This window comes from Streptomyces odonnellii, assembly GCF_000981895.1.
Classification (GTDB): Bacteria; Actinomycetota; Actinomycetes; order Streptomycetales; family Streptomycetaceae; genus Streptomyces; species Streptomyces odonnellii.
This window is the reverse complement of record NZ_LATD01000641.1, coordinates 1-2,005: the sequence shown is the minus strand read 5'-3', so window position 1 is coordinate 2,005 and position 2,005 is coordinate 1. Positions and strand designations below refer to the sequence as shown.

Below are 2,005 nucleotides of genomic sequence, written 5' to 3'. Positions count from 1 at the left end.
CCTCCCCACCCCGCCTTCGAACGTCGCCAAGCTCCGCCCCCGCGCGGCCCGCATCCTGCCCGACGCATGACCCGCCCCTACGCCACCGACGAACAGTACGAACGCTGGTTCATGGCCGATTGCTGCCGATGCGGTCTCCGCAGGCACAAGGCTGGCAGCTGGCCGGACGGATACGTCTGCCGGACCTGTTCGGACCGAGCCGTCCGGACACGGGGGATCTGCCCGGATGCGGCGAGGACCGGGCCCTTCCCGGGCTCCGTCCTGGTGACGGGGCCGCGATCTGCACCACCTGCGCCGGCTTCTCCCAGACCTTCGACTGTTCACGCTGCGGCTTCGAGGGCAAGCTCCTGCGCGGTCGGCTCTGCGAACGCTGCACGCTCACCGACCGGCTCACCGCACTCCTCGACGACGGCACGGGCCGCGTCCGTCCCCCGTTGGTCCCGCTGTTGGACCTGCTGGTGACGATGGACAAGCCCGGAAGCGGACTGGCCTGGCTGGACATGCGTCGCGGGCAGCTGGGAAACGCCTCGCGGCTCCTTCGCCAGCTCGGTCTGGGCGAGATCCCGCTGTCCCACGATGCCTTCCACGAGCTGCAGCCCTGGCGGGCGGCCTCCCACCTGGAAGAACTCCTCATGGATTGCGGAGTCCTGCCCACGGTCGACAAACACATCTGTTCCTTCCAGCGCTGGCTCCCCGGCCACCTGGCCGACATCGTCGAACCCGAGCACACCAAGACGATCAAGCTCTTCGCGACCTGGCACGTCCTCCCCGGACTACGGGTCCGAGCCGAGCGGAGCCACATCACCCCCAGCATCCGCCGCTTCGCCAGCGAACAGATCAAGTACGCAACCGCCTTCCTGCAATGGCTCGGCGAGCGGAACACCACCCTCGCGTCATGCGGCCAGGTCGACATCGACGCCTGGTTCGCCGAGAACGCCGAGCACGCCCGCACCCGCCTGAGAGGCTTCCTCAACTGGGCCATGCAGGGCCGTCACTGTCGACGTTCCCTGACCATCCCCACAATGAAGATCTCCCGCCGGCCCGCACTGAGCGAAGACGAACGCCTCGCCGCCCTGGGCAGACTTCTGATCGACACGGAGATACCGATGCGACTCCGCGTCGCCGGAGTCATCGTTCTTCTCTACGCACAACCGCTGAGCCGCGTCGTCCGGCTCACCCTTGACGACGTCATCCGCAACGGCAACGCCGTGCTGCTACGACTCGGTGAGCCACCCTCACCCGTCCCGGCACCGGTTGCCACTCTGCTCCTGGAACACATTACGAACCGCGGCAACATGAACACCGCCACCAACCCGGCGTCCCGCTTGCTCTTCCCCGGCCGTCGAAGCGGCCAGCCGCTCGGCCCCAACCACTTGTCCGCACTGCTGAACAAGGTCGGAATCCCGATCGCCGCCGCCCGTGGCGCCGCCATCCGGCAGCAACTCCTCGAACTCCCCGCCCCCGTCGTCGCCGAAGCTCTCGGATACCACGACAAGACGACCACCAGACTCCGCAGCGAGACCGGCGGGACCTGGAGCCGATACGCCCCGGGCGATCACGCAAGGTCACCAGCGGGCTGGGTGCCTCGGGGAACCGACGACAGTTGAATACGAGAGCCCACCAGTACCGAGGCCGGATTACGACAGGTTCACGACGGAGCTGGAGTTCGAGCCCGGGGTGCCGTTCTGGGACCGGCCGTTCTTCCTCGGGGTCGACCGGCATGTGTGGCGGGTGGCGGGTGCGTACGATCTGACGCCGCTGGCGACCACGCACTACGCGAACCGCCTGGAGCGCTGGACGTACAGCGGTGGCGGGAAGGCGGGCGAGGTGGGCCAGGCGCTGGAACGGGTGTGGCCGGTGGTGCGCGAGGAGGCGGGGCGGCAGGGGCTGGCCAGTGTCTGGCTGCTGTATCAGCCGGAGGAGCGGCAGCTCGGCGTGGTCACGGTGGGCGCGCGGGCGGTCGGCGGGAAGGCTGTGGCAGGCGGGGACGCGGACGGGCAGGGGG

At 68.9% G+C, this 2,005-nt stretch carries 1 protein-coding gene and 1 pseudogene; both read left to right on the top strand.

What is annotated here, in order from left to right; translation table 11 throughout:
- Positions 1-128 precede the first annotated feature (128 nt).
- On the top strand, positions 129-1,607 hold the full coding sequence (locus tag WH07_RS40635) for a site-specific integrase (protein WP_232789183.1): 1,479 nt from the start codon (positions 129-131) through the stop codon (positions 1,605-1,607).
- Positions 1,608-1,677: 70 nt separating this feature from the next.
- Positions 1,678-2,005 (top strand): annotated as a pseudogene (locus WH07_RS35895) (hypothetical protein); the annotation flags it as partial.